The sequence below is a fragment of the Acinetobacter sp. XH1741 genome (assembly GCF_041021895.1).
Taxonomy (GTDB): Bacteria; Pseudomonadota; Gammaproteobacteria; order Pseudomonadales; family Moraxellaceae; genus Acinetobacter.
The window spans coordinates 697,686-721,789 of the sequence record NZ_CP157428.1 but is presented as its reverse complement, the minus strand read 5'-3'; the positions used below and the strand labels follow the sequence as shown (position 1 = coordinate 721,789).

Genomic DNA, 24,104 nt, shown 5'->3' with positions numbered 1-24,104 from the left:
CAAACTTAACTAAAACTGAACTTAGTAAGTTTGAGTCGCTTTAAAGCTTTCAATACCTGCTTTGATTGCTGCTTCGATGTCTTTGTTATAATCACCAGTTTCATCGATTTGTTTCATCAACGGAGCATATTCTGAACGGAAGTAAGCAATTAACGCAGCATCAAAGTCTACGATTTTCTTAACTTCTACGTCAGCCATATAGCCTTCGTTAGATGCATAAACAGAAACAGCTTGGTCAGCAATTGAGTAAGGAGCATATTGTTTTTGCTTCATTAACTCAGTTACACGTTGACCATGTTCAAGTTGCTTACGAGTTGCTTCATCAAGGTCAGAAGCGAACTGAGCAAACGCAGCCAATTCACGGTATTGTGCTAAAGCGGTACGGATACCACCAGACAATTTTTTGATGATCTTAGTTTGAGCAGAACCACCAACACGAGATACAGAGATACCCGCGTTCACAGCAGGACGAATACCTGCGTTGAATAATGATGTTTCTAAGAAGATCTGACCGTCAGTAATCGAAATTACGTTCGTTGGTACGAATGCAGATACGTCACCTGCTTGAGTTTCAATAATTGGCAATGCAGTTAAAGAACCAGTTTGACCAGTTACTGCGCCATTAGTGAATTTCTCAACGTAGTCAGCAGATACACGAGAAGCACGTTCAAGAAGACGTGAGTGAAGATAGAATACGTCACCCGGATACGCTTCACGACCTGGTGGACGACGTAAAAGCAATGAAATTTGACGGTAAGCAACAGCTTGCTTAGACAAATCATCATAAATGATAAGAGCATCTTCACCGCGGTCACGGAAGTATTCACCCATTGTACAGCCAGAGTACGGAGCTAAATACTGCATTGCAGCAGGATCAGCAGCCGCAGCAGCGACAACAGTTGTATACGCCATAGCGCCAGTTTCTTCTAGCTTACGTACAACGTTTGCAATTGTTGATTGTTTTTGACCAATCGCAACGTATACACATTTAATGCCAGAGTTTTTCTGAGCGATAATCGCATCGATCGCCATTGCTGTTTTACCAGTTTGACGGTCACCAATAATCAACTCACGCTGACCACGACCCACAGGAATCATGGTATCAACTGATTTATAACCAGTTTGAACAGGTTCGTCTACAGATTGACGCCAAATTACGCCTGGTGCTACTTTTTCAACAGCATCAGTTAATTTTGCATCAATTGGGCCTTTACCATCAATTGGGTTACCCAAAGCATCTACTACACGGCCAAGAAGTTCAGGACCAACTGGAACTTCTAAAACACGACCTGTACAACGAGCTTTTTGACCTTCTTGAAGGCTTAGGTAGTTACCTAAAACAACGGCACCCACTGAATCCTGTTCTAGGTTCAGTGCCATACCAAATAAGCCGCCGTCGAATTCGATCATTTCACCGTACATTGCATCAGCAAGACCGTGAATACGCACGATACCGTCGGATACCATAACAATGGTACCTTCGTTTTTAGCGGTCGCGCTGGTGTCCAGATCTCCGATACGCTGTTTAATGAGCGCACTGATCTCGGATGGATTCAGTTGTTGCATTGCGCTATTCCTCAATCTTTTATTAGTTCAGTCTTCATCATTTGCATTATGCAAGAAGACGAGTACGCATTTTTTCAAGCTTGTTAAGCGCAGAATCATCTATCACTTGATCGCCTGCACGAATTACAACACCTGCAATAAGCGCAGGATTAACTTCTACAGAAACATTAACTGCTGCGTTGAAGCGTTTTTCTAACGCATGTGCAAGCAATTGTTCCTGAACAGAAGTTAACGGAAACGCCGATTCAATCACGACATCAACCGTATTGTTATTCTGTGATTTAAGCTGTTCATATTCTGCTGCAATTTCAGGTAACAACACTAAGCGATCGTTATCTGCAAGAAGTGTCAAAAAGTTAGACACCGCTTGAGATTGATCTTCACCTAAAACTTTAGCAAAAAGCTTCACTTGCTCCGCAGGAGTAAGTTCAGGGCGATTTAAATAAGCGGAAAATGCTTCGTCTTGCACCGCAGCACTGAGCACTTGTAACGCATTCGACCAATTGTCTGTTGCACCTTGCTCAGAAGCATAAGCAAATGCTGCTTTGGCATACGGACGTGCCAACGTCAAGAGTTCAGCCATAATTCGCCTCGCTTAAAGTTTAGCAGCCAGCTGAGACAGCATGGCGTTATGAGCTTCTGCGTCAACTTGTTGGTTCAGGATCTTTTCTGCACCAGTTACTGCCAAGGCAGCTACTTGTTGACGTAATTCTTCGCGAGCAGAATTGATTTCTTGATCAACAGCTTCTTTAGCTTGTTGACGAATACGCTCACCTTCAGCCGCAGCTTGAGTACGAGCTTCTTCGATCAATTGCGCTGCACGACGGTTCGCTTGTTCGATCAATTGAGCCGCTTGTGCTTTAGCTGCATCAAGCTCTTGCTTTACTTGCGCTTGTGCATCGGCAAGGTCAGCTTTCGCTTTTTCTGCTGCATTTAAGCCATCAGCGATTTTACGCTGACGCTCACTAATCGCATTGATTAGTGGTGGCCAAACAAACTTCATGCAGAATGCGACAAAAAACGCAAATGCAATCGCTTGACCAATCAATGTGAGGTTGATATTCATTGCAATTCCTCAAATAGTGGATTTAGGAATTAAGATGATTAACCTACAAATGGATTAGCGAAGATGAAGAACAAGCCAATACCAACACCGATCATAGGCACAGCATCAAGAAGACCCGCGATTAAGAACATACGAGTTTGAAGTTGTGGAGCCAATTCTGGTTGACGAGCAACAGCTTCTAAAAAGCGACCACCCAAAAGACCAAAACCAATCGCAGTACCCAAAGCACCGAAAGCGATCAAGATAGCAGATGCAATTGCAACTAGACCTAAAGTGAGTTCCATGAAAAATTCCTCAGAGGTTAGGTTATTACCAAATTAAATTAAAAAAATTCAGCCCAACCATCATTTGATAGTTAGGCAATACCATTAATGTTTTTCGCTTGCCATGCTCAAGTAAACGATGGTAAGCATCATAAAGATGAATGCCTGCAACGTGATTACAAGAATGTGGAAGATCGCCCAAGGCACAGATAACGCCCATTGAATCCAAAACGGCAATAATGCAATCAGGATAAAGATTAACTCACCGGCATACATGTTACCGAATAGTCGGAGAGCCAATGAAATAGGACGAGCAAGGAATGTTACCAATTCCAAAATCAAGTTCACTGGAATAAGCAACGCTTTTGCAACTGGATTACTTGGGTTAAATGGGTTAAGTGCCAACTCGCCTACGAAACCGCCAACACCCTTCTCGCGGATGCTGTAGAACAAGATAAGTACAAATACAGATAAAGACATACCAAGAGTAATGTTTGGATCTGTAGATGGAACGATCTTGAAGTAAACGTGGTGAGGGTTCATACCAAATACGTGTGTACCCACAAATGCAGCAACTTGAGGAATCCAGTCAACTGGGATCAAGTCCATTAAGTTCATGAGGAAAATCCACACGAAAATAGTGAGTGCAAGTGGAGCAATTAAACGTGATTTGCCATGAAAAGTATCACGGACACTTGAGTCAACAAACTCAATGATCATTTCAATTGCAGATTGGAATTTTGTTGGAACACCAGCTTTCGCAGTTTTCGCAACCATCCAAAATAACAAACAGAAAATCACACCAAGGCCAATTGACCAACCCATTGAATCCAAGTGAATTGCAGTGAACCCCATCGAATGAGCTTCTTCAGCAGTCTCAGCCAATTTCCATGTACCATCTGGCATTTTGCCATAGGTCATATTGGTCAAGTGATGCTTGATATACTCTGTCGAAGTGAGGGCATGTTCTTCAGCAGCCATAAATCACACCTGGTCAATGTCAATTACTAAAAAGAAGGGAAACGAACATCGGCGTACTGTCGATATCTCGCCACCCTCCAAAAAATCTTCAATTCTTCTTGTTTCTATACTCGTTTTTGTAGACGTGAAACCCAAAAAGGAGCAACCCACGACATCGCTTGAACGAGGATAAAACCAAACAGCAATGCTAACGGTGATAAAGGTTTAACATTGCTCAAAATCAAAATAAATCCAACGATCATAATTGCAAATTTACCTAACATGCCCCTATACATGTTAGACAGCACTTGTTTAGATGCTCTCGCACCTGCCGTCCTGAAGGATTGCCACGCAAAATAACTCGTAGCAAGCCAGCAGACCAATGCACCAAGTGCCGCACTTAATGCTGCTGTCATGTCTTTTATGCTCCACGCCACGAGTGCGGAAACAGGGATCATGCATGCTTGTAAGAAGACCAAAGCTTTTGCTAATCGTCGGTCAATCAAGCGACTAGTTTGGCTCATTATTTATCCACTCACAGCATAAATGCTTGACAAGTTTAGCTGATGATCGCTTTTAATCGCAGGCATTATAGAGTTACACCCCTGAACATGCAATCTTTTCCCGACTTTAGTCGGGGTTTTTCGTGACAGGTGGTGCTGACGCTACAGTCAGCCTTTGTTTAATTTTTATCTTACTTTTGCGTATTTAATACACATTTATCGGTTTTTATAGCCAGTTTCTTCCATGCTGTTACAAAATCGTCCTCATTATTCATACTTTCATCAACGGGTTGGAAGGTAATAGTACCTAATTTCTGATATTGACCCTTTGTTGTGAAACTTTCTGCAAGTAAGCACATCTGAGGTTTTGGTCGATTATCATTAAGATACTTAATTTGAGCCGCTGTAGGAGCAACATGCGGATCATCCGTTAAAGCACCGGCAAACTTTAAATTAAGCGAACGTTCCAAATATTGATAAGCATCATGATAAGACCAATAAGGTTTACCATTACTTGAGCTATCGTAAGCTTGAGCTGCCTGTAACATATTCCGAGCAAATGCATTGGCGTTATTCCAATACTTCGCTTTATTTTCAGGATGCTGCTGCGAACGTAAAGCTGCAATAAAAAAACCAATACGCACAGCATTGTTTGGCTCTAACCAAACATGTGTATCTACAGTATTTGATAAAGCAACACCACGCGTATTACGCTGTGGCAAAACAGAAAGAATACCACTATCTAATAAGGCAATTGCTTTCTTATTGTTACTCAGCAATTTGTTTAGCGGAGCTTCATGGGCTTTTCCCAACCAGATTACTAAAGAAGCATCATTAATTGCTTTACGATGTGCTGGGGTGAGTTGAACGTCATGCCCACTTTGCCCTTGCAGTAATAACTGTGGCTCTTCAACGCCTTTGGTAATTTCTTTTGCAATCAAATAGATTGGGTGTGTAGAGACAACCAAACCCTGACTCCAACCTAACGTACTCAAAAGTGAGAACATACTGAAAACAAAAACGCGGAACATGACAGACCATCAATTAGTAATAGCTCGAAGCATGTTATAATATAACAAAGTTACAAAAATACCTAAGATTAATCGAATGAAGCACTGCTTCATGCTAATATTCCATTAAAAATTTGAGGTTATTTCTATGAGTTCTTGCACGCATGAACATCATGATTCTTTGCATGGTGTACATGATCACCATAATGTCGCAAGTCGTTTAGCTGAAGCAGAAACTTTATGTTCTGCGGTTGGTGCACGTCTTACGCCTTTGCGCAAAGAAGTTCTTGAACTCATTTTAAATGCTTCAGGCCCAATGGGTGCTTACGATTTATTAGCACGTATTAAAAGTCAAACAGATCGTCCTGCCGCTCCGCCTACTGTTTATAGAACTTTAGACTTCTTATTAGAAAAAGGTCTAATTCATCGCTTAACATCTATTAATGCTTATATTCCATGTTGTCATCCACGTGAAGGGCATCAGGCTGCATTTTTGATTTGTACGGAATGTCATACTGTTAAAGAAGCATCTTCGCAAGGTCTGACTCAACAACTCGACCAACTTGCAGCTTTAGATGACTTCACAGCACAACACAGCATTATTGAAATTTCGGGGAAATGCCAGCAGTGCCGCACAGCTCGCTAAATCCTGTATTAATTCAGCTTGAACAGGTTTATGTTCACCGTGATGATCGGGATATATTAAAGAAAGTCGATTTTGATCTGCATCAAAATGAAATTGTGACTTTAATTGGTCCCAATGGTGCAGGTAAGTCGACTTTAATAAAAGTTCTACTTGGAATTTTAAAGCCAAGTAGCGGACGCGTCATAAGTAATAAAAATCTAAAAATGGCTTATGTCCCTCAAAAATTTAATCCCTCTCATAGCCTTCCTTTACGTGTTCAAGATCTATTAGATCTCGAAAAATGCAGCCCTGCCCTACGCCAAGAAATTATTCAAGATACGGGCATTGCGAAGTTACAACAATCAAAAGTACAACAGCTTTCTGGTGGTGAACGCCAACGCGTACTATTGGCACGTGCCCTACTCAGAAAACCAGACATTCTCGTTCTTGATGAACCTATGCAAGGTCTGGATATTCAATCAGAAGCTGAGCTTTATGAGTATGTTCGCAGTTTACCTGAGCGTTATGGATGCGCCATTTTAATTGTTTCTCATGACTTACAATGGGTTATGCAAGGCACCCATAGAGTTGTTTGCTTAAACAAACATATATGTTGCAGCGGATTACCTGAAAATATTCAGCAGCATCCTGAATATCAGGCAATATTTGGAACCCAAAGAGTCTTTTATCAACATCATCATGACCACTGTGCGCATGGTGATGCGGCACACCCCTGCCCTCACAATAGTAGACCTCACATTCACCCTGAACCGGAAGCTTAAGCCATGATGGAATGGTTACAATTATTGTTGCCCGCATGGATTATGGGAACCCTATTGGTCTTTTTGACCGCACCGCTTGGTTGTCTCATGCTCTGGAGACGTATGTCTTTTTTTGCAGACACCATGGCGCATGGAACCTTACTTGGGGTAGCTATTGCGGGCGCTTTAAGCCTTCCTCTCTGGCTGGGTGTGGCAGGTACGGCTATTTTATTAGTCGCTATTTTGTGGGCCTTACATGACAATCGTTTGCCAAACGATGCCCTACTTGCCTTATGTTCAGCGACATTATTATGTAGCGGACTTCTATTTATTCAGCATGTTCCAAGCTTAAGACCAGAACTTTTAAGTTACTTGTTTGGCGACTTGCTGAGTATTGACTGGCCAGACTTACCTGTTTTTACATTAATTATTGCGGTATCACTGGTCATTCTTTATCGCTTTTGGCAGCCGCAAATCCAAATTGCAATTGATCCGGACATTGCGATTAGTGAAGGCGTGAATGCTAAATGGCAGCGCCTCATTTTTATGTTACTGCTAGCCTTATTTACAGTATTAGCTTTACGTGCAGTAGGTTCACTATTAATGGGCGCATTACTCGTTATTCCAGCATTGAGCGCTCGTCTACTTGCTCATTCACCAAAGCAAATGGTTATTTGGGCTTTTGTTTTAGCTCAACTCGGTGTCAGTGTTGGCCTTTGGTCAAGCGCAGCACTCAATATCTCAACTGGTCTCAGTATTGTTTTATGCATGGCTTTAAGTTTTGCTCTTATTTTTATGCTTCAAAAAATTAAAAACCAAACTCAAGCGGCCTAAGTTAGGTCGCTTGATGAACTGTGCTTAGCAATAAAGCTGCACAACTAAACATGACAGCAAAACCACGATTTAAATATTTTTGCTGTTTAGGCGAACGAAGTAATCTTAAAACTTTTGAAGCTAGTCCCGTATATCCTGCCATTACAATTAAATCAATCGTAATCATAGTCACTGCCATAATGAGATATTGTACCCATTGAGGCTTGCCCAAATCTAAAAACTGCGGCAAAACCGCCAATAAAAATACGATAGCTTTAGGATTACTAATATTAACTACAAAGCCATTTAACAACAGCGCAGAAATAGACTTATTCTTTTTTTCATGTTGAATTTCTATATCTTTTATAGGTGCTGTCCACTGTAAATAGGCTAAATACAATAAATAGGCAACACCAAACCATTTAACGACTTGAAAAGCTAACGGTGTCGTTGCAAATAAAACACCCACACCCGCCGCTACAATCATGATTTGAATTAACAAAGCAATTTGCAAACCGATTGCATTCCAGTAACCATGTCTAAAGCCATAATTTAGACCACTCGACATAGAGGCAATCGCCCCCGCTCCCGGAGAAATACTAATGACCCAACAGGCCAGCATATAAGCAAACCAAACTTGCAAAGACATAGTGAAATAAACAATAAAAGTGGAATTATACCGCTTTATAAAACTATCGCGGCGATAATTCAAACAATAAAATCAATAAATAGACTACTAACGGCTGTTTGCATCAGGCACAATAATTGAAGCTCATACTAAATTATAATTGAGGAGATACCTTCCAATGACTGCTCAATCTGTCATTTTGCCATTACCATCTGATCATGCCCGTTTTATTGTTCTTCGTTTAAAAGATTTAACACTTGCTGAATTAAAAGAACAACTCGAAGCTTTATTCGAAACACGTGACCGTCTCATTACTCAGCATTCAGACGCGCAAATCAAAACAGCAGTCGCTTTTGGTCCAGAACTTTGGAAACAGCTTTATAGCCAAACTCCTATGGGCTTCAAACAACTTGAGCCAGAAAATGGCGCATTCAACATGCCTGTCGTACCAGCCGATGTGCTTATTCACATTGCCAGTATGCGTTCAGATATTTGTTTTGCATTAAGCCAAGCATTTTTTGAGGGAATTCAAGATAAAGTTGAAGTTCTGGATGAGCGTGTTTGCTTCCGTTATTTTGATGGTCGCGATATTACTGGCTTTATAGATGGTACTGAAAACCCTCAATTTCCGGATGACCGCGCGGAAACAGCTCTTCTCCCAGAAAGTGCTGGAGTATTTGCAGATGGTAGTTTCATATTTGCGCAGCGCTATGCACATGACTTGGAAAAATGGAAAAAACTTAAAGTTGATGCACAAGAAAATGTGATGGGACGTACCAAGCTTGAATCTATTGAATTAAATGATGATGTTAAACCACAAAATGCTCACGTCGCTCGTACTGTTGTTGAAGATGATGAAGGCGAAGAAATGGAAATTTTACGCCACAGCCTACCTTATGGCGATGGTAAAGGTGATCAAGGTCTATTTTTTATTGCCTACACTAAAGATCTCACCATTATTGATGCCATGTTAAAACGCATGTTTGGTACAAGTGGCGATGGCATTCATGACCGCCTCTTGCATTTCGTGACGCCACTAGACGGCGCATATTACTTTGCGCCAAGCGAAGAATTATTAGAGGAAGTTTTAGAAGGTTAAGTTTTTTAAAAAGTAGCTATCACGGTAGCTACTTTTTTTATTTAAACCCAAAGAACAAAAAAACAAGTACTTTGACATTTTACAAAGATATTATCTTTACCTTTATAAATTAATAAAAATTACTCTTAAATATAAATTTAAGGCCCATTCGCATTTCTTATTTCAAGCATTTCATTACAGTCTTTAGAAGTTGAATAAACAAAAATTCGTTTATCTTGATTTTCTAGCAAAATGGCATCTTTATTTTCACCAAAGGCGTTTTTAGAAATATCACACTTATAAGCTGACAGTTGAAAGTTCTTTACGACTTCACATTTAGGCTCAGCAACACTTTCATTAAAACCATACCATTGCGTAATATTTGGATTTGAACAAGAGATTTCCCCCGCTTGATCAACTGTTTTAACCGCCTTATCCGCACTCTCTTTCTTTTCACTTACAGCAGAGCCTGATTGATTTTCATCCACCTGCATCACATTTGACTTATGGTGAGCATCATGTTGAGTTTTATCTGGACTTTTATCACTACAAGCCATTAAAGCGCCTATAAAAATTAAAATATAAATATTTTTCATGAAAAAGTACTCATAATTATGTGTTATTTAAAAATTGATCTTAATTAAAGTCATTACCTAGCAAGTATATCTAATATTAACTGAAGCAAAACTTACAAATAACTTATCATTTTAGATTAGTAATATTTTATAAAAGTGAATCATCTATTTTATTTTTAGAAGATTTAAAAGCCTTTATATCCAAATTAAGTTAATAAAAAAGGGAGCATTTTACTCCCTTTTTACACATCCAAGATTTTAGAAAGGAATACGCTTATATTTACGGTATTCTGGTTTCCAGAATGATTGATCAATTTTTTGCTGTAACAAATCATCGCTAATAGTTACAGCCACGCCGTCTGCCATTGCAGCTTTTGCCACTTCAAATGCAATCACTTTAGAGACTTGTTGAATTTCGCCTAAAGGTGGCAATAAGTCAGCTTGTGGATCGTTGAGTAACGGCGAACAGTCTGCTAAAGCACTACTTGATGCCATAAGCATGTTTTCTGTAACGCGTTTAGCACCTGATGCCACTACACCCAAACCTATGCCTGGGAAAATATACGAGTTATTACACTGCGAAATATTGTAAAGCTTGCCGTGATGATTTACAGGTGCAAATGGGCTACCCGTTGCAATTAATGCTTTCCCTTCAGTCCACTCCACAATATCAGCAGGTACTGCTTCTACACGTGAAGTCGGGTTAGATAACGGCATCACAATTGGTCGTTCACAATTGGCAGCCATAGTCTTAATAATTTCTTCGGTGAATAGACCCGGTTGACCAGAAACACCGATTAACACTGTAGGTTTAGCATTTTTAACAACATCAAGGAGTGAAATCACTTTTTCAATATTGCCCCACTGATCTACCACTTCCGCTTTTTGTGCCAACTTACGTTGGAAGTCTAATAGATTTGGCTGATTTTCAGTGATCAAACCAAAGCGGTCTACCATATAAACTCGAGCACGTGCTTCAGCATCAGTTAGACCTTCAGCAATCATTTGTGCAACGATTTGCTCGGCAATACCACAACCAGCCGAACCTGCACCTAAGAAAGCAATTTTCTGATCTTTTAACTGTTTGCCTGCTGCACGACTTGCAGCAATTAAACTACCCACAGAAACCGCTGCCGTTCCTTGAATATCATCGTTAAAACAACAAATTTTATCGCGATATTTTTCTAAAAGTGGCATCGCATTTTTTTGCGCGAAATCTTCAAACTGGATGAGTGCTTTTGGCCAACGACGTTTTACAGCTTCAATCACCATATCAACAAAATCGTAATACTCATCACCACTAATACGTGGTTGACGCCATCCCATGTAGATCGGGTCATTTAATAATTGAGGGTTATTCGTCCCTACATCAATTGTAATTGGCAATGTGTAAGCAGGGCTAATACCGCCACATGCGGTATAAAGTGAGAGTTTCCCAATTGGAATACCCATACCACCAATACCTTGGTCACCAAGACCCAAGATACGTTCGCCATCAGTAATCACGATGACTTTGACATTATTTTTATTTACGTTCTGCAAAATATCATCAATTACATCGCGATCTGGATATGAAATGAAAACACCACGGTGACGGCGATAGATATCAGAGAAACGTTGACATGCCTCACCCACCGTTGGGGTGTAAATAATTGGCATCATCTCTTCAAGATGATTTTCAATTAAGTGGTAGAACAGAGTTTCGTTTGTATCTTGGATATTACGCAAATAGATGTGCTTATTAATATCATCATTGAAAGCGCAGTATTGCTGATAAGAGCGTTGGCTTTGCTCTTCAATAGTTTCAATAATATGTGGAAGTAACCCATGTAAGTTAAAGTTACTTCTTTCTTCTTGAGTGAAAGCGGACCCTTTATTTAAAAGGGGTAACTCTAAAAGTGTATAGCCTGCATAAGGGATATAAAGTGGGTGTTTACTTGGGTGTCCTGATATCATTGCCTATCTCATTTTCCAGCTTAGAACTCCAAAAAGTACCGTTTCAGTACTCTCTAAAGCTCGGTGTATGTGTAAGCTTAAGACTATTTGATACGAAATAGGTATTTTAAACTGTGATATTAAAATTAAACACTATTTAGTAAATACATGTAATAAAATAATTATTAAATATTAATAACTTATGTTTTTAATATTTTTAAAAACCATTCTTTCTTAAGGTCATATCCGACTTACATTCTTATATTTTAATACCCTCTTACATTTTCATAAAAAATACCTAGTGTTTTACTATCTTATAATTTTAAAAATATTGCCCAAAAAGCCTATATTTACGTATTTTTAGATTTTAGTCATATTCATTTTTTGATATTTACAAAAAAAATAGTTATACGAAACTTCAAGAAAGAAATTCAATGAAAGCGCTAAATGCACTCCCCTAACTCATAGGAAATTTGCTATATTTGACGTTTTTCTGCGACATCTATTTTCGATTGATATGAATACGGCAATACAAGCAGCTCTCGACCATGCAGTGCAAACCCTTCAGCAAGAAGGTGTGCTTCCTTCGGATTGGAATAATTCAAGCAATTTAACGCGCACCAAAGACCGAAGCCATGGCGACTTTGCTTCTAATATTGCCATGATCGGCTCTAAAGCTGCTGGTATGAAACCACGTGATTTAGCTGAGAAAATTCTTGCAGCATTACCAGAAGTTGCAGACATCAGTAAAGCTGAAATCGCAGGCCCTGGTTTTATCAATTTCTTTTTAAATGCAGATCAGCGTTTTGCGATTCTTGACCAAATTCAAGCTCAAAAAGAAAGCTTTGGTCGTAGCCAATCAAATGCAGCTAAAAAGATTCAAGTTGAGTTCGTTTCTGCGAACCCGACTTCTAGCCTACACGTAGGTCATGGTCGTGGTGCTGCTTATGGTATGACTGTTGCAAACTTGCTTGAAGCAACAGGTGCTAAAGTTGATCGCGAATATTATGTAAATGATGCTGGTCGTCAAATGGATATTTTGGCGACTTCTACCTTTTTACGTTATTTAGAATTATTGGGTCAAAACCTTGTATTCCCAAAAAATGCTTATCAAGGCGACTACGTTAAAGAGATTGCCCAAAGCATTATTGATAAAGATAAAAATGCATATGTACGTGATGTGGCAGATGTATACAAAGATGTGCCAGAAGATGTGCAATACGCAGACGAACTCGATAGCGAAGGCAATAAAGTTGTACTCTCTGGTGATAAAGAAAAACACATTGATGGTCTTATTGCCAATTCACAACAGTTATTAGGTGAAGGCTACCGCGTTTTCCATCAAGCAGCGCTTCATGCGATTTTAGATGACATTAAAGATGACCTTGCTGACTTCGGCGTAACCTTTAATCAATGGTTTAGCGAAGCATCATTGAGTGCCAAAATTGACGAAGCGTTAGAAACACTTGATCAACGCGGCTTCCTTTATGAAAAAGATGGCAATATCTGGTTTAAATCGACTGAATTTGGCGATGAAAAAGACCGTGTTGTAAAACGTCGTAACGGTCAAACGACTTACTTTGCATCTGACATTGCTTACCACTTAAATAAACTACAACGTGGTTACACCGATCTTGTTGATATTTGGGGTTCTGATCACCACGGTTATATCTCTCGCGTAAAAGCTGCGATTGATGCAATGGGTTATGACTCTAAAAAATTAACTGTGCTTTTAGTTCAATTCGTAAGCTTATGGCGGGGTGGCGAGATGGTTCAAATGTCATCTCGTTCAGGTCAGTTCGTGACTTTACGCGACTTACGTAAAGAAGTTGGTAACGATGCTGCTCGTTTTTATTATGTAATGCGCAAGAGCGAACAACACATTGACTTTGACTTAGATCTTGCTGTGTCACAAAGCAAAGACAATGCGGTTTATTATATTCAATATGCACATGCACGTATTTGCCGTATGCTAGAAAAAGCAGCAAGCACTGGCTTACAATTTGAAGTAAGTGCTGCTCGTTCACACGCTGCACGTTTATCACTTGATGCAGAAACTGAAATTCTTGCTAAACTTGCTGCATATCCAGACGCAGTATTACGTGCTGCTAATGCATATGAACCGCACCAAGTAGGTAACTACTTAAAAGAATTAGCCGCACTATTCCATGGTTGGTACAATGAACATAAAGTTTTAGGTGATGATGCTGAACTTACACAAGCACGCTTATTACTTTCAATGAATGTACAACAAGTGTTGCGTAATGGCTTAGAATTACTCGGTGTTTCTGCACCTGAAGCCATGTAATTAAATGCTTGGGTATCTAGCAGAGCAACATACTCAAGCATGATGTAAAAATAACGCTTTGTAAGGGAAAAAACCCATACAAAGCGTTATTTTAAAGTAAACTCGAAATAGAACAATCAAAAGACAGAGGAATAATCCACGTGTTTGGCAAAACGCAGCGCGGTGTATCTGAAAGACCGAATAAGCCTAAAAAGCCTTTAATTCCTAAATGGCTAGGGACACTTGTCGCTATTTTAGCGGTCTTATGTATCGCAGTAATGCTCATGCTATGGAAACCGTGGCAACCAGTTTCTTCAAAAAATCAGATTACTTCCGATCACTATAAAGAAGAAGAAACCAATAAAGACTACCGCTTTTATGACCTACTGCCTCAGCAACAAGTTACCCCTATTCCAGAACAGGCCGTTCCAGAGAGCAAAAACCAAGGCACCGCTATGATTGTAGAGGCACCTAGCACAGCTCAACCTGCTGCATCAGAAGCTGTTGCTAGTACTGATGACAATACGGACTCTACAGCTGCTGCACCTCAACAACCAAATTACATTTTACAAGTCCGTAGCTATGCCGATCCTGATCAAGCAGATGCTCGACGCGCAGAAATCATTTTAAATGGCTTATCGGCTGATGTAATTAAAAGCTCAGAGAATGGTAAGACTTGGTACCGTGTTATTTCTGGTCCATATGATACTCAAGATGCTGCGCTTGCTGCTCAACAAACATTACAGCATAGCGGCATTGACTCTATTGTGATTAAACGCAAATAAAGCGTAAGTAATAAAAAAGGAACAAATATTTGTTCCTTTTCTTTTAAATATCAGCACAGTTCCTTTCGTTTGAACCCAAGCCTTTTTGTCTTGCTTTTTGAAAAGCTGGTCTTTGTTGAATCCGATATAAAAATGCTTGAATATGCGGATATTTCCCTTGAAGACGTGACTGTAGGGCTTCTAGAGGAAAACTCATTTGAATATCAGCAAATGAAAACTCTCCAGCAAAATATTCATGCTCTGACAAATAGTTTTCTAAAAAACTAATATGGTCTTTCATACGTGGACGTACGAAATTTGCCTTAACCCCTTCTGTAATTTTTTTTGCCACAGGCTGAATTAACCAAGGTACATGTTTGTTCACGTTATTCATGACCAAAGTCATCACCAATAGGGGCATAAGTGAACCTTCAGCATAGTGCATCCAGTAAATATACTGCTGCAAATCCTGAGATTGCTTAGGCTTAAATTGTTGCTTCTGATCATAACGCTGCTGCAAATACTCTAAAATGACAGCGGATTCTGCAATGACTTGTTCATCATCTGTCAAAATCGGTGCTTTGCCGAGCGGATGGATACATTTCAATGTTTCTGGTGCTGAATAGTTGGGAAGACGTTGATAATAATGAATATCATAATCTAAGCCTAACTCTTCTAAAGCCCATAAGATTCGAAACGATCGCGAACATTCCAGGTGGTGTACACTAATCATGTTATTGCCTGCTTTTATTTTTCTTTTTTACATAAAAAACAGCATGTGATCATGCTGTTTTATTCCATTTGTGGGATGGATATAAAATCATCCACCCCAACAAAATAGCATTTTTATGCTGTAACAAGCACAGTATGAATGTCTAAACTACGTAACAAAGTTTTTGTTACCGGCGTTTTACTACATACCGCTAAGATTTTTTGTTGAAGTTCTTCATTTGGTAGTTCTTTAAAAACAATACGACGCTCGATATGTTCTTCGTGCTCCCGATTGGTATGAAAGTCAATTTCAATCGAGAATTCACCAAAGTCATAATCTTTATGCTTTGCATACATTCTTAAAGTAATAAGTGTACAAGCTGCCAAGCTTCCGGTAAGCAAATCATAAGGAGCTGGCCCTTGATCATGCCCTTCTAGCTTTTCCGGCTCATCACAAAAATATTGATGGCGACCACTGGTAATCTCGCCTTTCCACTGTTCAGCAAGAGGCTTGGCTTTACTACTCGCAATTACTACTGTCATTTTGAGGCCCTCATTTGTTCAGGAAGAACTGGTGCCTCTAAACGAGCACCTACATAATCGGGAATTTCCCCAAAACGCACATCATGATTAATCCACTGTTCACGTGCTTCTTTTAAATCATCCATTGTACGTGCCACAAAATTCCACCATAGCAAAATTGGAGTTTCAAAAGGTTCACCGCCAATTAATAGCACACGATTACCTTTTTTGATTTCAATCTCAATTTCGTTCAGTCCAGTATCTAAAACCACCATATTGTCAGCAGTGAGTTCATGGCCATTCACATGCGCTACGCCGTCTAATGCCATAAAACCATATTCAAATTCAGGATTTAAAGGAATACGTGTTTTAGTATCTTGGGTAGCAATTAAATCAACACCAACTAACGGCGTATGCACGACCACTGGAGAAGTAGTTGCTAAATACTCACCAACAAGAACAGTAAATTCTAGACCGTCTTTTTCAACAACAGGCAGCTCAGGATAATGTTCAAATTTCGGATCCATATTGCGCTTATCATCAGGTAAGGCAATCCAGAGCTGTGCAGCGTGCATCTGGGTTTCTGTATCAGGTGCAACTTCGGTATGAGAGATACCATGACCTGCTGTCATCAAATTCACTTGCTTAGGTCGAATGAGTTGTTTTGAGCCTAAGCTATCGGTATGCATCATGGTCCCTTCAATCATCCAAGTGAAGGTTTGCAAACCGATATGCGGGTGTGGGCCTACATCTAAACCATTACCCGCAGGAAACGTTACTGGCCCTGCATGATCTAGAAAACACCATGCCCCAATCATTCGCTTTTGTCGGCTAGGTAAAGCCCGCTTAATGACTGTCCCCTGTCCAATTTCAGCAGAGCGAATTGGAAATTCTTGAATAAACTGATTGGCAAATTTCTCACAATCCTTTGAATCAGAAATATCGTAATCATTATTATTGCTCATGATATTACTCTCTTTTACCTATGCTTTTGCAATGAGTCGTTGTACTGATCTTAACAATACACTCATTATTCAATATAGTCTTTTAGTAATACACAGGGTGCTATGAATGAGACAATCTGCTTTTTAGTTATAGAAAATGATTAAAGCTAGATAACATAACTTCTTAAGAGGATTAAGTTTTAACAAGTTGTTTTAAGTTTTTCATAAATTGGCCAAATTATACCTGCACTTGGATTATAGCTATCATACCCACCAAATCACTTATTTCTTTAATATGCTTATCAAGATATATTTTAATAGATATAAATCATATGCTTAATCTTATACTTTTGATATTTATTGAAATTAATTTTATTTTAAAAAATGTAAGTAATAAAAAAGGACGCTAATGCGTCCTTTTCTTTACCAACAAGTTGGGGAAAAATTATTCCCACTCAATCGTTGCTGGTGGTTTAGATGACACGTCGTATACAACACGTGATACATCTTTAATTTCATTCATAATACGCGTTGAGATTTTATCAACTAGTTCGTATGGTAAATGTGCAAAACGAGCTGTCATAAAGTCAACTGTTTCAACAGCACGAAGAGCAATCACCCATGCATAACGACGGCCATCACCTACTACACCAACTGACTTAACAGGTTGGAACACAGCAAATGCTTGAGCTGTTTTGTCATACCAACCACTGTCGCGAAGCTCTTGCATAAAGATATCATCAGCAAGACGAAGAATATCTGCATATTCTTTTTTCACTTCACCCAAAATACGAACACCTAAGCCTGGGCCTGGGAATGGATGACGGTAGATCATGCTGTGAGGCAAGCCAAGTGTAGTACCTAATTTACGTACTTCATCTTTGAACAAGTCACGTAAAGGCTCAACCAATTCAAACTCTAAATCGTCAGGTAAACCACCCACGTTGTGATGAGATTTAATAACGTGTGCTTTACCTTGTTTGCTTGCAGCAGATTCGATTACGTCTGGGTAAATCGTACCTTGAGCCAAGAATTTCACGCCATCAAGTTTACGTGCTTCTTCAGCAAATACTTCGATAAATTCACGACCAATAATCTTACGTTTCTTCTCTGGATCAACTTCACCTGCCAATGCAGTTAGGAAACGTTGTTCAGCGTCTGCACGAATCACACGAATACCCATGTTTTCAGCAAACATTTGCATTACTTGGTCACCTTCGTTTAAACGAAGTAAGCCATTATCAACAAATACACATGTTAACTGGTCGCCAATTGCTTTATGTAAAAGCGCAGCAACAACAGATGAATCAACACCACCTGAAAGGCCTAAAAGAACTTTTTCATCGCCGATTTGTTCACGTAGTTGTTCTACACGTAAATCGATGATGTGTTCAGGTGTCCAAAGACCCCCACATCCACAAATTTTATGAACGAAGTTTGCAAGTAACTCTTCACCTTTTGCCGTGTGCGTTACTTCTGGGTGGAATTGCACGCCATAGAAACGACGCGCTTCATCACTTACAGCAGCAACTGGACAGCTTGGTGTGCTTGCAGTAATCGTAAAACCTTCTGGAATCTGGCTCACTTTGTCGCCGTGACTCATCCAAACGTGTAACTGGTTTTCACGGTCTTGTAAGTTACCAATAAGTTGGTCACGTTTAACGATATCAACTTCGGCATAACCAAACTCATGTACAGTACCCGGCTCAACTTTACCGCCTAACTGTTCAGACATGGTTTGTAAACCATAGCAAATACCCAATACTGGAACGCCTAACTCAAACACCACCTGTGGTGCTCGTGGGCTGCCCTCTTCATGCACACTCTCAGGTCCACCTGACAAAATAATACCGTTTGGATTAAAAGCACGAATGTCTTCTTCAGACATATCAAAGGCATACATTTCAGAGTAAACACCAGCTTCACGTACACGACGTGCAATGAGCTGACTATATTGAGAGCCGAAATCCAGGATCAGGATACGATCTTCAGTAATTTGAGTATTGGTAGTCATGACAAACCACTAAATGGCAAAAGAATTAAGCGCGCCATTTTAACATTTTTCACGCTTCGGCGCACCGCAAATCAGCATATATCTTGTTTTTTTCATATTATAATCATTTCTATATTTAGATTGATCGACATAAATCTAAATTTATTTATATTTATCAATGTACTGTATACCCATTAAAATCTTCACCTACATTGATAAATTCATCACATTCTATGCAACATCCTTATGAATTTGATGTTAAGATGACCCGATAAAACAGGCATTACCATGGAAAGGTAAATACCATTAAGCGATATTTGTCTGTCCTTAAACAGTGGTCCGTTTTTTATGGCTTGTTGCCCCATATCAAAATCAATAGAAATCTAAGGAACAACAATGCTTCAAACTATGATTGCAGATTTCCAGCAACATTTTTGGTTGTATGTCTCTATTCCTTTCATGAGTGGTTTAATTGGCTATGTCACTAAAGTGATTGCCATTCAAATGATGTTTTCACCACTTGAATTTAAAGGTATTAAACCGTTTTTTGGCTGGCAAGGTATTGTGCCTCGTAAAGCCGAAAAAATGGCAACCATCGCTGTTGAACTAATGACAGCCAAACTGATTAAGCCCGAAGAAATTTTTGCTCGCCTTGACCCAAAGCGTATCGCCAAAGAAATTGAAAAACCATTAATGGCAGCAGCAGAAGATATTACGCGTGAAGTCGCGCAGGAGTACCAACCCGGTTTATGGGAAGGTATGCCTGAGTTTGCACGTCAAAGGCTGATCCGTCGCGTGCAGTCAAAAGCACCGGAAATTGTTGAACACATCATGAGAGAAGTGCAACGTGATGTGAACCGATATTTTGATATTAAGCACTTAGTGATTAGCAACTTGCTTAAAGATAAACGTCTACTGAACAATATTTTTAAACGTGTTGGCAAACAGGAGTTTAAATTTTTCAGTAACGTTGGTTTCGTATTTGGCTTTGGTATTGGTGTCATCCAAATGCTGTGCTGGATTGTCACTCAAGGCAAATATCCTTGGATGTTGCCACTTTTTGGTGGATTTGTAGGATTTTTCAGTGACTGGATTGCTCTGCAAATGATGTTTAGACCACTCTATCCTAAAAAGATATTGGGCTACACATGGCAAGGTCTATTTATTAAACGTCAAAATGAAGTAGCAGCTGACTATGCTGCCTTAATTTCCAAACAACTTTTAACTTCACGTCATATGATGGAAGAATTGTTTTCTGGTACTCACTCTGCGCGCGTGATTGAACTGGTTAACCGCCATGTTAAACAGGAAATTGACATGCAAGCTGGTGTAATTCGACCACTTGTTGTTTACGCAATTGGTGGAGAAAAGTACCAGAATATGAAAACACAGGTTGCAGAACGTATTATGCAACAGCTGCCAGAGACGATGAAATATGTTGAGTCTTATGCAGAAGACGCCATGAATATTCGCAGTACTTTAATTGAACGTATGCAAAAATTAACCCCTTCCGAATTTGAAGGCATGTTACGTCCTGCGTTCAAAGAAGATGAGTGGGCACTCATTGCTGTGGGTGCAGTACTTGGTTTTGTTGTTGGGGAATTACAAATCCAGTTCATGCTCTAACTTTACAATCCTAGAGATGAAAAAAAACCGGATGAATTAATCATCCGGTTTTTATTTTGTCTTGAATATTATTTTTCAATTGCATGGTCTAGGCTAATACGTCCCGCGCCGTGAAGCATCAAGAAGAATAAACCACCAGCCATTGCAAAGTTTTTCATAAAATGGATGCCATTGTTATATTGCGCTGCGGCATCAGCACCACCTTGGTGGAACAAGAACGCAGTCAAGATACTAAAGATTCCAAGACCAAAAGCTGCAAAACGTGCTTGGAAACCAAATAACAACGCCAAACCACCACCGAACTCAACCAAAATGACTAATGGTAGAATTCCACCCGGAACACCCATAGCTTCCATATACCCTACAGTTGCTGCATAACCAGTAATTTTCCCCCAGCCAGCAACAAGGAAGATATACGCAATAAGAAGACGAGCAACAAGACTAATAAAACTGTCTGCGCCTGGTTGCGTTACGATATTTTTGACCACCACATTTGGATTAAACATACAGCCACCTTTATTTAAATGCTTATTTGTTGATGAACTCATTCTAGGTTTGGGACATTGATAATTAAATACTCAAAATCCATATATATCGTTGCACAAATAGGATGATCAATTTGTATATTTTTGATGTTTTATACTGACTTTCTATAGGCTCACTGCTACGATTTGAGCACGGTTTACCACTTAGTCATCTCATGGAACTTCTTGATTTTATTCTACACGTTGACCAGCATCTCGCCGATTTTATTACAAATTACGGGACCTGGATTTATGGCATTTTATTTTTAATTATTTTTGTCGAGACTGGTTTAGTGGTTATGCCATTTTTACCAGGTGACAGTTTATTATTTGCAGCAGGTGCTTTAGCTGCGTCTACAGGTAAGATGGATCCATGGTTGCTGGGTACGCTACTCTTCCTTGCAGCAGTTCTAGGCGACACAGTGAACTATCACATTGGCCGTTTTATCGGGCCACGTGTGTTTGAAATGAACTCGCGACTCATTAACAAACAGCATTTAACCAAAACTCAAGAATTCTTTGCCCGCCATGGTGGCAAAACAATTATCTTTGCTCGATTTATTCCATTTGCTCGTACCTTTGCCCCTTTTGTGGCAGGTGCCGGTAGTATGAATTATAAATTTTTCATCACCTACAACCTCATTGGTGCATTAGGTTGGGTTGCTTCTTTTGTAACGCTAGGCTATCTATTTGGAAATATGCCAGTGGTTAAAGACAACTTTACTCATCTTATTTTCGGCATCATTATTATTAGTATTCTACCGGGTATTATTGGATTTATCCGTGAAAAACTAAAGAATCGTAAAGCCAAAACAAACGTTTAAGACTAAGTTTAGAAGAAACGAAAGACCACCGGAAGCATACATAAAATCAGCAACATGGCCGATCCTTTATACAAATGATCGGCTTTTATTTTTTTCATTGAACCTGTTAATAAAGCACGTCCAAAAATCATCCAGAAACTTGCTGCTGGAATGAGCGTCAATGTAAATGCTCCAAATACCATGAGAAAGTTCTCAGGTGAATTCCATGTTTCGGCTGGGAAAATACCGGCTGCAAAAAGTAAAGATTTTGGATTTTTTAAGGTTGAGAAGAAAAGTTGGCGTGGACGAATATTACGGTGGTTTTGACTAAATTGTTGTAAGTGTGTGGTTTTCCATAAACGAAATGCCATCCAGAACACATATAACACGCTAGTGATATGCAAAATAAGCAGTAACGCAGGCCAAACCGGAGCAGCCAAATGGATGAACACGGCCCAAAAACTTATGCCGTAGGCGTAACCCAACCATTCCATTGGAATAAGCCAGAATGTTTTAGATAAACCTTGTGAGTGAGCTGCGGTTGCAAGTAATGCGTTAGTCGGCCCCGGGATAAGCAAAACAGCCAACATTGCTAATACAAAAAACCAGCTTTCAATCATAAAGTTTCCACATTGGTAAAGATGCGGCCACCTTAAACGAAATAGGCAAAATATAGCAAGTTTATAGAGACTTGTGATTAGAAAAAATACAGCTCACACTAAGTTTAATTTTTAAAAAGTTATTGATTTTTATTTATTTTATCATGAAACATTTTGCTAAACTTTATTCATCACAATATACCTTAGTTAGCATATTGTGATGAAAATTTGACTATTAATTCGTCTTTTTACGAACAATTATTGGGCAATTCTTAAACTGAGCAGCCTGAACAATTGCTTCTTGTTGACCTAAAACACGTGAGAGTTCTGTATTTTTGGTTGAAGAAGATTGTCCCATATTTACAGAAATGGATGGACCGAATCCCCAACCACCTCGTCCCCAGCCACCACCAAGTCCAAGCCCAACGCCCATACCTGTACTTTTTGGAGTCTGTACACCATTGTCGATATATTGTTGAATACGGTTATATTCACTTTGTAGCTGTTGGCAGCTTAAAGATTGATACTGTGTCGGAGACACATAAGTCGGTTTTACCGTTGTGGCACAAGCGCCCAATAGTAAAGTGGCTACTGCCAAAGGCACAATGTATAAGCCTTTCATCGTTTTTCTCTTATCGTTTTGGTTCAATTTCGCCAAACAATGCCTCATAAGACTGAGTCAATTTATGTTCTGGTGCCAAATGAGCCAAAGGTAAATTTTTCTGATGCGATTCTTTCATTAAAATTGAAGGTGGTAACATACTGTTCAGTACGGGTAACCCCTCATCTTTTAATTGTTGAACCACTTCCCGAGGTAGTTTTGCTTGGGATTGGAATTGATTTACTACAATCCCTTCAATTTCCAAGCGATCATTATGATCATCTTGCGTTTCGAGAACATTTTCAATCAATGTTTGTAACGCGCGCTTTGAAAAGACATCACAATCAAAAGGAATCAAGACTTTATCTGCGGCAATTAGAGCCGACAAAGTAAAAAAGTTAAATGCAGGTGGTGTGTCTATATAAATACGATCATATCGTCCGACTAGACTTTGAATTGAATCACGTAATTTATAAATTTTATGTTTACTTTCAAGTGTATGCTCAAGAGAACCAAGTGTTGGGCTTGCAGGAAGCACATCTAATTTTGCAAACGGTGTGGAATGTACAAAACTGTCAATATCTTTGTTACGAGGTGCTTTTAAAATTGAGCCGATTGCATTACCAATTAAGCCTTTTTGTTGATTGTTCCCCAACACATCTTCAAAAAAGTTTTCAATATTTGGTTCTAAAACTGTTTTATCAGCAGCATAGGTTGCTTCTTCGCCTAAAAGGTATTGGCTAGAGTTGGCTTGAGGATCAAGATCGATAACCAAGGTCCTAAAGCCATGTTTGGCACTAATTGCAGCCAAATTTACAGTAATACTTGATTTCCCTACACCGCCTTTTTGGTTAAACACCACACGAGTTAACATGTTTCCCTCTGCATATTTTTTTATTGTATGCAGTTTAACCTAGAGCTTAATCAAAAAGGCAAAGAATGTAGAA

At 39.4% G+C, this 24,104-nt stretch carries 26 protein-coding genes; 8 read left to right on the top strand and 18 right to left on the bottom strand.

The window, feature by feature from the left end:
- Positions 1-21 precede the first annotated feature (21 nt).
- From atpA to ABLB96_RS03475, 7 genes are all read right to left on the bottom strand, one after another.
- Complete coding sequence (gene atpA, locus ABLB96_RS03505) at positions 22-1,566, bottom strand: F0F1 ATP synthase subunit alpha (RefSeq protein ID WP_004705937.1); 1,545 nt, start codon at positions 1,564-1,566, stop codon at positions 22-24.
- Between the two features lie 46 nt (positions 1,567-1,612).
- Entirely contained in the window at positions 1,613-2,149 is a 537-nt protein-coding gene (locus ABLB96_RS03500) for a F0F1 ATP synthase subunit delta (RefSeq protein ID WP_348896856.1), read from the bottom strand.
- A gap of 12 nt (positions 2,150-2,161) precedes the next feature.
- Complete coding sequence (locus tag ABLB96_RS03495; RefSeq protein WP_001024691.1) at positions 2,162-2,632, bottom strand: F0F1 ATP synthase subunit B; 471 nt, start codon at positions 2,630-2,632, stop codon at positions 2,162-2,164.
- A 38-nt stretch (positions 2,633-2,670) separates the two neighbouring features.
- Positions 2,671-2,916: a F0F1 ATP synthase subunit C gene (atpE, locus tag ABLB96_RS03490; RefSeq protein WP_000424060.1), complete on the bottom strand. Its 246-nt coding sequence runs from the start codon at positions 2,914-2,916 to the stop codon at positions 2,671-2,673.
- An 84-nt stretch (positions 2,917-3,000) separates the two neighbouring features.
- Positions 3,001-3,876 carry a F0F1 ATP synthase subunit A gene (gene atpB, locus ABLB96_RS03485; protein ID WP_309455850.1) on the bottom strand — a complete coding sequence of 292 codons (876 nt, stop codon included), beginning with the start codon at positions 3,874-3,876 and terminating at the stop codon, positions 3,001-3,003.
- A gap of 104 nt (positions 3,877-3,980) precedes the next feature.
- A complete protein-coding gene (locus ABLB96_RS03480; RefSeq protein ID WP_000084237.1) occupies positions 3,981-4,379 on the bottom strand; it encodes an ATP synthase subunit I in 399 nt (132 codons plus the stop codon).
- A 170-nt stretch (positions 4,380-4,549) separates the two neighbouring features.
- Complete coding sequence (locus ABLB96_RS03475; protein WP_348896857.1) at positions 4,550-5,389, bottom strand: metal ABC transporter solute-binding protein, Zn/Mn family; 840 nt, start codon at positions 5,387-5,389, stop codon at positions 4,550-4,552.
- A 127-nt stretch (positions 5,390-5,516) separates the two neighbouring features.
- Here ABLB96_RS03475 and ABLB96_RS03470 point away from each other — a divergent pair, with 127 nt between their 5' ends.
- The 3 genes from ABLB96_RS03470 to znuB are packed head-to-tail and all read left to right on the top strand — an operon-like array spanning position 5,517 to position 7,588.
- On the top strand, positions 5,517-6,014 hold the full coding sequence (locus ABLB96_RS03470) for a transcriptional repressor (protein ID WP_002054239.1): 498 nt from the start codon (positions 5,517-5,519) through the stop codon (positions 6,012-6,014).
- On the top strand, positions 5,987-6,775 hold the full coding sequence (znuC, locus tag ABLB96_RS03465) for a zinc ABC transporter ATP-binding protein ZnuC (RefSeq protein ID WP_348896858.1): 789 nt from the start codon (positions 5,987-5,989) through the stop codon (positions 6,773-6,775). The genes ABLB96_RS03470 and znuC overlap by 28 nt, the downstream gene beginning before the upstream one ends.
- Before the next feature lie 3 nt (positions 6,776-6,778).
- Positions 6,779-7,588, top strand: a complete 810-nt coding sequence (znuB, locus tag ABLB96_RS03460) for a zinc ABC transporter permease subunit ZnuB (protein WP_348896859.1) — start codon at positions 6,779-6,781, stop codon at positions 7,586-7,588.
- A gap of 1 nt (position 7,589) precedes the next feature.
- Here the strand turns inward: znuB and ABLB96_RS03455 are convergent, their stop codons facing one another.
- Positions 7,590-8,216 (bottom strand): LysE family transporter, encoded by a 627-nt coding sequence (locus tag ABLB96_RS03455; RefSeq protein ID WP_348896860.1) that lies wholly within the window; start codon positions 8,214-8,216, stop codon positions 7,590-7,592.
- A gap of 157 nt (positions 8,217-8,373) precedes the next feature.
- On the opposite strand from ABLB96_RS03455, the gene ABLB96_RS03450 reads away from it, so the two are divergent.
- On the top strand, positions 8,374-9,294 hold the full coding sequence (locus tag ABLB96_RS03450) for a Dyp-type peroxidase (protein ID WP_348896861.1): 921 nt from the start codon (positions 8,374-8,376) through the stop codon (positions 9,292-9,294).
- A 137-nt stretch (positions 9,295-9,431) separates the two neighbouring features.
- Here ABLB96_RS03450 and ABLB96_RS03445 read toward each other — a convergent pair whose 3' ends face one another.
- The gene (locus tag ABLB96_RS03445; protein WP_348896862.1) at positions 9,432-9,869 is read right to left on the bottom strand and encodes a hypothetical protein; all 438 of its coding nucleotides are present in this window, start codon (positions 9,867-9,869) and stop codon (positions 9,432-9,434) included.
- Between the two features lie 237 nt (positions 9,870-10,106).
- Positions 10,107-11,804 carry an NAD-dependent malic enzyme gene (locus ABLB96_RS03440; protein ID WP_348896863.1) on the bottom strand — a complete coding sequence of 566 codons (1,698 nt, stop codon included), beginning with the start codon at positions 11,802-11,804 and terminating at the stop codon, positions 10,107-10,109.
- 496 nt (positions 11,805-12,300) lie between these two features.
- Here ABLB96_RS03440 and argS point away from each other — a divergent pair, with 496 nt between their 5' ends.
- On the top strand, positions 12,301-14,091 hold the full coding sequence (gene argS / locus ABLB96_RS03435; protein WP_348896864.1) for an arginine--tRNA ligase: 1,791 nt from the start codon (positions 12,301-12,303) through the stop codon (positions 14,089-14,091).
- A 140-nt stretch (positions 14,092-14,231) separates the two neighbouring features.
- Positions 14,232-14,855 (top strand): SPOR domain-containing protein, encoded by a 624-nt coding sequence (locus tag ABLB96_RS03430; RefSeq protein ID WP_348896865.1) that lies wholly within the window; start codon positions 14,232-14,234, stop codon positions 14,853-14,855.
- Between the two features lie 43 nt (positions 14,856-14,898).
- Here ABLB96_RS03430 and ABLB96_RS03425 read toward each other — a convergent pair whose 3' ends face one another.
- From ABLB96_RS03425 to guaA, 4 genes are all read right to left on the bottom strand, one after another.
- The gene (locus ABLB96_RS03425) at positions 14,899-15,567 is read right to left on the bottom strand and encodes a glutathione S-transferase (RefSeq protein WP_348896866.1); all 669 of its coding nucleotides are present in this window, start codon (positions 15,565-15,567) and stop codon (positions 14,899-14,901) included.
- A 113-nt stretch (positions 15,568-15,680) separates the two neighbouring features.
- Positions 15,681-16,088, bottom strand: a complete 408-nt coding sequence (locus ABLB96_RS03420; protein WP_348896867.1) for an OsmC family protein — start codon at positions 16,086-16,088, stop codon at positions 15,681-15,683.
- Positions 16,085-17,032, bottom strand: coding sequence for a pirin family protein (locus ABLB96_RS03415; RefSeq protein ID WP_348896868.1), 948 nt, complete (start codon positions 17,030-17,032; stop codon positions 16,085-16,087). Before ABLB96_RS03415 ends, ABLB96_RS03420 begins: the two co-directional genes overlap by 4 nt.
- Positions 17,033-17,456: 424 nt before the next feature.
- Positions 17,457-19,025 (bottom strand): glutamine-hydrolyzing GMP synthase, encoded by a 1,569-nt coding sequence (gene guaA / locus ABLB96_RS03410; protein WP_348896869.1) that lies wholly within the window; start codon positions 19,023-19,025, stop codon positions 17,457-17,459.
- A 387-nt stretch (positions 19,026-19,412) separates the two neighbouring features.
- Here guaA and ABLB96_RS03405 point away from each other — a divergent pair, with 387 nt between their 5' ends.
- Positions 19,413-20,630, top strand: coding sequence for a DUF445 family protein (locus tag ABLB96_RS03405; protein WP_348896918.1), 1,218 nt, complete (start codon positions 19,413-19,415; stop codon positions 20,628-20,630).
- Between the two features lie 68 nt (positions 20,631-20,698).
- On the opposite strand, the gene ABLB96_RS03400 is transcribed toward ABLB96_RS03405, so the two are convergent.
- Positions 20,699-21,136, bottom strand: a complete 438-nt coding sequence (locus ABLB96_RS03400) for a DoxX family protein (RefSeq protein WP_004711072.1) — start codon at positions 21,134-21,136, stop codon at positions 20,699-20,701.
- Between the two features lie 194 nt (positions 21,137-21,330).
- Here ABLB96_RS03400 and ABLB96_RS03395 point away from each other — a divergent pair, with 194 nt between their 5' ends.
- On the top strand, positions 21,331-21,978 hold the full coding sequence (locus ABLB96_RS03395) for a DedA family protein (protein ID WP_348896870.1): 648 nt from the start codon (positions 21,331-21,333) through the stop codon (positions 21,976-21,978).
- Between the two features lie 8 nt (positions 21,979-21,986).
- Here ABLB96_RS03395 and ABLB96_RS03390 read toward each other — a convergent pair whose 3' ends face one another.
- The 3 genes from ABLB96_RS03390 to ABLB96_RS03380 all read right to left on the bottom strand — a co-directional run bounded on the left by ABLB96_RS03390 (position 21,987) and on the right by ABLB96_RS03380 (position 24,031).
- Positions 21,987-22,577, bottom strand: coding sequence for a LysE family transporter (locus ABLB96_RS03390; RefSeq protein WP_348896871.1), 591 nt, complete (start codon positions 22,575-22,577; stop codon positions 21,987-21,989).
- A 214-nt stretch (positions 22,578-22,791) separates the two neighbouring features.
- Entirely contained in the window at positions 22,792-23,178 is a 387-nt protein-coding gene (locus tag ABLB96_RS03385; RefSeq protein WP_111811517.1) for a hypothetical protein, read from the bottom strand.
- Positions 23,179-23,188: 10 nt separating this feature from the next.
- Positions 23,189-24,031: a ParA family protein gene (locus tag ABLB96_RS03380; RefSeq protein WP_348896873.1), complete on the bottom strand. Its 843-nt coding sequence runs from the start codon at positions 24,029-24,031 to the stop codon at positions 23,189-23,191.
- Positions 24,032-24,104 lie beyond the last annotated feature (73 nt).

Coding starts and splice junctions, on each gene's coding strand:
- atpA (WP_004705937.1), bottom strand. CDS start 1,566: ATGCAACAACTGAATCCATCCGAGATCAGTGCGCTCATTAAACAGCGT.
- ABLB96_RS03500 (WP_348896856.1), bottom strand. CDS start 2,149: ATGGCTGAACTCTTGACGTTGGCACGTCCGTATGCCAAAGCAGCATTT.
- ABLB96_RS03495 (WP_001024691.1), bottom strand. CDS start 2,632: ATGAATATCAACCTCACATTGATTGGTCAAGCGATTGCATTTGCGTTT.
- atpE (WP_000424060.1), bottom strand. CDS start 2,916: ATGGAACTCACTTTAGGTCTAGTTGCAATTGCATCTGCTATCTTGATC.
- atpB (WP_309455850.1), bottom strand. CDS start 3,876: ATGGCTGCTGAAGAACATGCCCTCACTTCGACAGAGTATATCAAGCAT.
- ABLB96_RS03480 (WP_000084237.1), bottom strand. CDS start 4,379: ATGAGCCAAACTAGTCGCTTGATTGACCGACGATTAGCAAAAGCTTTG.
- ABLB96_RS03475 (WP_348896857.1), bottom strand. CDS start 5,389: ATGTTCCGCGTTTTTGTTTTCAGTATGTTCTCACTTTTGAGTACGTTA.
- ABLB96_RS03470 (WP_002054239.1), top strand. CDS start 5,517: ATGAGTTCTTGCACGCATGAACATCATGATTCTTTGCATGGTGTACAT.
- znuC (WP_348896858.1), top strand. CDS start 5,987: ATGCCAGCAGTGCCGCACAGCTCGCTAAATCCTGTATTAATTCAGCTT.
- znuB (WP_348896859.1), top strand. CDS start 6,779: ATGATGGAATGGTTACAATTATTGTTGCCCGCATGGATTATGGGAACC.
- ABLB96_RS03455 (WP_348896860.1), bottom strand. CDS start 8,216: ATGTCTTTGCAAGTTTGGTTTGCTTATATGCTGGCCTGTTGGGTCATT.
- ABLB96_RS03450 (WP_348896861.1), top strand. CDS start 8,374: ATGACTGCTCAATCTGTCATTTTGCCATTACCATCTGATCATGCCCGT.
- ABLB96_RS03445 (WP_348896862.1), bottom strand. CDS start 9,869: ATGAAAAATATTTATATTTTAATTTTTATAGGCGCTTTAATGGCTTGT.
- ABLB96_RS03440 (WP_348896863.1), bottom strand. CDS start 11,804: ATGATATCAGGACACCCAAGTAAACACCCACTTTATATCCCTTATGCA.
- argS (WP_348896864.1), top strand. CDS start 12,301: ATGAATACGGCAATACAAGCAGCTCTCGACCATGCAGTGCAAACCCTT.
- ABLB96_RS03425 (WP_348896866.1), bottom strand. CDS start 15,567: ATGATTAGTGTACACCACCTGGAATGTTCGCGATCGTTTCGAATCTTA.
- ABLB96_RS03420 (WP_348896867.1), bottom strand. CDS start 16,088: ATGACAGTAGTAATTGCGAGTAGTAAAGCCAAGCCTCTTGCTGAACAG.
- ABLB96_RS03415 (WP_348896868.1), bottom strand. CDS start 17,032: ATGAGCAATAATAATGATTACGATATTTCTGATTCAAAGGATTGTGAG.
- guaA (WP_348896869.1), bottom strand. CDS start 19,025: ATGACTACCAATACTCAAATTACTGAAGATCGTATCCTGATCCTGGAT.
- ABLB96_RS03405 (WP_348896918.1), top strand. CDS start 19,413: ATGATTGCAGATTTCCAGCAACATTTTTGGTTGTATGTCTCTATTCCT.
- ABLB96_RS03400 (WP_004711072.1), bottom strand. CDS start 21,136: ATGTTTAATCCAAATGTGGTGGTCAAAAATATCGTAACGCAACCAGGC.
- ABLB96_RS03395 (WP_348896870.1), top strand. CDS start 21,331: ATGGAACTTCTTGATTTTATTCTACACGTTGACCAGCATCTCGCCGAT.
- ABLB96_RS03390 (WP_348896871.1), bottom strand. CDS start 22,577: ATGATTGAAAGCTGGTTTTTTGTATTAGCAATGTTGGCTGTTTTGCTT.
- ABLB96_RS03385 (WP_111811517.1), bottom strand. CDS start 23,178: ATGAAAGGCTTATACATTGTGCCTTTGGCAGTAGCCACTTTACTATTG.
- ABLB96_RS03380 (WP_348896873.1), bottom strand. CDS start 24,031: ATGTTAACTCGTGTGGTGTTTAACCAAAAAGGCGGTGTAGGGAAATCA.